Origin of the sequence: uncultured Limnohabitans sp. (assembly GCF_937889215.1) — a bacterium.
GTDB lineage: Bacteria > Pseudomonadota > Gammaproteobacteria > Burkholderiales > Burkholderiaceae_C > Limnohabitans_A.
Genome location: NZ_CALBEX010000357.1, coordinates 1 through 5,176, shown reverse-complemented (window position 1 = coordinate 5,176; position 5,176 = coordinate 1). Strand labels below are relative to the sequence as shown.

4 protein-coding genes are annotated in these 5,176 nt (G+C 54.0%); 2 read left to right on the top strand and 2 right to left on the bottom strand.

All coding sequences use genetic code 11. The features are described 5' to 3' along the window. Together Q0341_RS09220 and Q0341_RS09215 are read right to left on the bottom strand one after the other, a co-directional pair. The coding region (locus Q0341_RS09220) for a choice-of-anchor I family protein (protein ID WP_299512405.1) at window positions 1-1,582 on the bottom strand (1,582 nt) is incomplete at its 3' end. Window positions 1,583-1,599: 17 nt separating this feature from the next. Then, on the bottom strand, window positions 1,600-3,567 hold the full coding sequence (locus tag Q0341_RS09215) for a bifunctional metallophosphatase/5'-nucleotidase (protein WP_299512403.1): 1,968 nt from the start codon (window positions 3,565-3,567) through the stop codon (window positions 1,600-1,602). On the opposite strand from Q0341_RS09215, the gene Q0341_RS09210 reads away from it, so the two are divergent. After that, window positions 3,554-3,970, top strand: coding sequence for a hypothetical protein (locus tag Q0341_RS09210; protein WP_299512401.1), 417 nt, complete (start codon window positions 3,554-3,556; stop codon window positions 3,968-3,970). The genes Q0341_RS09215 and Q0341_RS09210 overlap by 14 nt on opposite strands. Continuing rightward, window positions 3,967-5,176, top strand: a 1,210-nt coding sequence (locus tag Q0341_RS09205) for an alkaline phosphatase D family protein (RefSeq protein WP_299512398.1), incomplete at its 3' end; no start/stop codon positions are given. The genes Q0341_RS09210 and Q0341_RS09205, both read left to right, overlap by 4 nt.

The window sequence follows — 5,176 nt, the reverse complement described above, 5'->3', positions numbered from 1 at the left end:
TGATCTGAAAAATAGCAGTCGTTCCACTGGCCTCATTGCCCACCACCAACAAAGGTTTGCCGTTGGGCGAATGGTCTGCGGCTACCAAGTGCATACCCTCCGGCCCCAAGTCACCAGTGGCACCGTTGCGGGTGTTGATGTAAGTTTCATATACAGGCCTCGTGGGCTGACTCACGTCGTAAACCATGACACCACCAATGCGCTCCAGTCCAATAAATGCGTAATGTTTTTGGCCAAACTGGGCCACGATGACGCCTTCTGGCTCTGGGCCTTTGTTGTCACTGCGGTCATCTTGGCTGTTGCCAGAGTGGCTCGCATTGAACTTGGCCTGGGGCAAGTCTTTGGTCAACTGCTCCAGCTGGTCGCCAGAATCAAAGACCTGTTGGCCCTGCGCATTCCAGATGGAGAATGAGCGCGTGCCATACGCATAGAGTTTTTCGTAAACGCCATTGACCGCCCCTTGAGAAGTGGTGACATTCAGGCGACCCAACTGGGCATCGGACTTGAAAGCCTGCAGCGCTGGGCTCAATTTCAACTTATTGACACGAGACTCTTCGTTGTAACCCGGCCAATCGGCACGCGCATCCCCTTCGTTGGCGGTGATCAAGTAGGTTTGCCCAGCCACGCTGTAACTGGCGATGGCATCGGGCAAATACATGCCCAGTACAGGCCAAGTCTTGATGTTGACGGCATTGTCTTTGTCGCTGGCATCCAGACCATTACCTGCGAGACTGTGGTCCTTGTAACCAAACGGTTTGATGGCGGTCACCTTGGCGGAGGCAATGTCCACGATGGCCATGGCATTGTTTTCCTGCAAGGTGACATAGGCCGTTTTGCCGTCCGTTGACACCGCGATGTATTCAGGCTCCAAGTCTTGCGCGACCGTGGCGCCTGGCCCAAAAATCCGCACACCCGAAGCGATGAGCGCATCCTTTTGGTCATTGAAGGCTTTGAAGTCTGCCGTTTTGGCTGTCAACACAACATTTGAACTGGTCAACTTCAGCGCGCTGACATCGACGACGCTGATGGAGCCCTCTGGGTCTACCGAGTCGGCTTGGCCATACGAATTGGGCTCACCCTCGTTGGCCAGCAACAAGGTTTTGCCATCCGGCGTAAAAGTCACCATGTCGGGCAAAGCGCCCACAGTGGCCGTTCCCAACACGGCGTAATCCGAGGCACGCAAAACGATCAAACGGCCCGGCTTTGTTTTGTCCAAGTCCTGCACAGCCAACGCCACCATGCCTTGGTGCACTGCCACGCTGTTGGCCGCACCGGCATCGGCCCACAAACTGGCCATGGTGATGGATTGGAGCAAAGCCGGTTGTGCCGGGTTGCTCAAATTTAGGACATCCAAACTGGCCAAAGCACCATTGACCACAAACAGCTTTTTGCTGGCTGAGTCATAGGCAGTGATTTCAGCCGAGGCCACACCGCCTTGGTGTGCGAAGCCGCCCAACTTGACCAGCTCCAAAGCACTGGGCGTCTGCACAACCCCACCGGAGCCGCCACAAGCTGACAGCGCGGCAAGAAAAGCCAAGCTGCAAACGCCATACACCATGGTTTTTTTCATATTCGTATTCATATTCATCTCCTGTGATTTCAATTCAAAACCGAGTCTGAGCGCTGGCTCAGGTTTTGGATGCGAAGGTCTTCCGCGGCTGGCGTGTCTTTCACTCCGAAGGCCGTTGTACCGAACTGGCTCTTCATGTACTTCATGAAGGCGTCTTGCTCGCTGCCTAAAGTCGCGGTGCTGGTGCTGGCAGCACCCCCAGAAGTGGCGTCGCTCATAGCGGTTTTTAAATCAACCAGATTCACCAAATTGGCAGGGAAGGGATAACCATCACCTCTGGTGGACAGGTACCCCAGTGTCACCATGCGGAAGGTGCGCTGGGCGTCACCCACCAAGGACCCGTTTTGTACAACCACATCGTTGCCAACCTTGAGCGAACGGATGCGTTCACCCGCGGTGGTGACTGCAAAACTGCCATCAAGTGATTGCGCTGTGCGACTCGGGTCATAACTGAATCTCATGCCGCCTATCTGAGGAAAACGCCCTTGGCTGCCCAAGACAGCAACACCATGCTCCATCAAGGACTTGAGTTGCGCGGCCGTGATGTCAAAAGTAGCCAAAGTGTTATTGAACTTCAAAGCCGTTTCAACCGCCAATTGAGAGATCTCCCCGGCTTGGCGCTGTGCTTCAGTGTTGGCTTTAGGCGCTGTCAGGACAGCGGTTGATGTGGACCCCGGCAGTGCCAGGACTTCACCAATCTCAGATCGGATACCGCCGCCATTTTTCAATGAAATTTGTACCGTTGGGTCCAACAGTTGGGCATACCAAAGATTGGCGTCCGCAGTCAGGTTGCCAAAGTTGGTCTCTTCGTTGCGTACCGCCGCACGGCGGCCTTCCAAGAATTCACCAGTTTTGCCGAACACATTGCCATCTTTGCTCTTGAGCACAGCCTTGATGGCATCACGAACCTGGGTCACCAAGCCTGAAACGATGACACCACCCGCACTGTCGTCGGTCTCGCTGGTAACCCAGGCACCCGAGAGTTTGTTATCAAAGCGTCGGGTGATCAGCACGCCCTTGTCGTCAAAAGGGGCCATGAAGCGACCGAGGTATTTGTAATCGGCGTCCACGTTAACGACCACCGTGGGTTGGCCGGCTGCATCTTGAGTCTGATAAGGGTACTCCCCCGCCGACTTGTCGCCAGTGCGCAGCACATCGTTGGCATCTGAAAGCAAGGTGTTGGAGCCCCCTGCAACAATGATGTCCACATTTTTAAGGCGGGAAGCCAAGGCCTTTTCGACAGACAGGCTTTGCATATGGGCCAAAAGCACCACTTTGTTGATGCCTGCAGCCGTCATCTCATCCACGCCCTGTTGGATAACCGCTGCAAGACCTGCCACATCCACTTCGCTGCTGGTCAGTGTGGGGCCGAACTGCAATTTTCCGGGAGTAGTGATGTTGGCGAACACCGGAGAGCTGGCTCCAATCACCCCTATTTTTTGACTGCCTACTTCCACAATTGTCCAGCCGGTCAACTTGCCCGATTGCTCTTGTGCTTTACCGCCGTTAGCCAGCTTCAGACTGGCCACGTCCGAATCGGCCGCGAAGTCCACGTTGTAAGACAGGTAAGGAAACTTAGCACCGCTCCATGCACCATCGGGTTTGATGATGCTGGCAAACTGACGCGTACCCAAGTCCAGCTCATGGTTGCCGATCGCAGAGGCTTGAATGCCAAAGGCATTCAGAAACGCCATGTCGGCGCGACCAACGTCCTCTTTGCCTAAACTAAGTTTCAAACTTGGGTCAAAGGACGCATTGAAACGCGGCCCAGGGATGTAGTTATCACCCGAGCTGACTGTCAGCGTTTGCTGTGGGTACTGGGCACGAAACTTCTGGATCAGGCCAGACAAATTGGCCACGCTGTTCAAAGCAGTGGTGTCTGAACCATCGGCGTCCGAGATGTGCAACAACTGCAATGTGAATGCGGCCTCAGGTGGCTCATTGCCATTACCGCCACAAGCGCTCAGCACCAGCGCGGCCGCCATGGATCCGATCATTATCTTTCTGGAAAAAATCTGTTTCATTAGAGACCTTCTTTGGTTAATAACTGCAAACAATTTATTCGCTCAACATGTCAGAAAGATGAAATATTTAAGTCAAATATTTGAAGATAGAACTCGATGCGTCTTCAAATTGCCAATTTTTTCAAATACGCAAAATCTTCATGAATTTGTCACCGAAACATCATTCGGAACAAGCACATTGCAGGGGTGTTTTCAACTCACCGACTGGAGTACTCAGCGACCAAGCCCACATCTCGCCGCGAATTTGTCATCACAATCGCCAGTGTTTCTGCTGTACTTGCCGCTGGTGCAAGCTTGTCTGCGTGCGGCGGTGGCAACGCCCAAGCTGAGTTCAAGTTCGGAGTCGCCAGTGGCGATCCACTCGCTGACAAAGTGATTCTTTGGACGCACGCCAAATTTCCGGACAGCGATGCAGATGTTTCGCTTCGGTACCAAGTGGCGAGTGATGCTGATTTCGTAAAAATCGTGAGCGAGGGCACTGTGCTGGCAACACTGGCCACTGGTTTCACGGCCAAAGTGGATGCCAGTGGACTCCAGGCCGGCACTGCTTACCACTACCGATTCAGCCAAGGTGAAATCCGCTCACCCGTTGGACGGACGCGAACATTGCCGCAATCAACAGACAGCCTCAAGTTAGCCGTTATGAGCTGCTCCAATTACCCTGCAGGCTTTTTCAATGTTTACGCTGATGTGGCTAAAAGCGATGTTGAATTTGCTTTGCACCTGGGTGACTACATCTATGAATACGCCGCCAACGGCTATGCATCATCGGCCGCCGCCACTTTGGGTCGCGTGTCCGTACCCTCTAATGAATTGCTCACGCTGGCCGACTACCGCGCCAGACATGCTCAGTACAAAAGCGATCCAGACAGCAAAAACTTGCATGCCCTTAAGCCCATGATCGCCATTTGGGATGACCACGAATTTGCCAATGACGCCTATGCCCATGGTGCAGAAAATCACACCCAGGCCACCGAAGGTGCATGGGCTGATCGCAGAGCCGCTGCATTGCAGGCTTACCACGAGTGGATGCCGATTCGCACGGGAGCCGACAAATCTAAAATTTACAGGAGCTTCAATTTTGGCAGCCTGGTAAGCCTGCATATGCTGGACACGCGCCTGATTGGCCGGGATATGCAAGTTGAAATTGGCGATCTGGCCGGTATCGCTGGCGCTGCTGCGCAAGCCGCAGCCCTGGCCACTTTTTCATCGCCATCACGACAAATGCTGGGCGCAGAACAGATGCAGTGGTTGCAAGGCCAGTTGGTTAACAGCAGTGCACGCTGGCAAGTTCTGGGGCAACAGGTTCTCATGGGTCGCATGGAATTCCCAGTTTCGGTATTGGCTGCCTTGAACACCTCAGACCTTTCACAGGCCGCGCAATTGGCAGGGCAACAGGCCGTCACCGATTACTTGACTGCCAAAGCCACGCCCGCAGGTTCAAGAACCCCTATGCAAGCTGGTTTGATGAACACCACACTCAACCCGAAGCTGGGTTACAACCTGGACGCTTGGGACGGCTATGTTGCAGCGCGTGAAACCTTGCTCATGACGGCCTACCAACTGCAAAAACGTCTGGTGG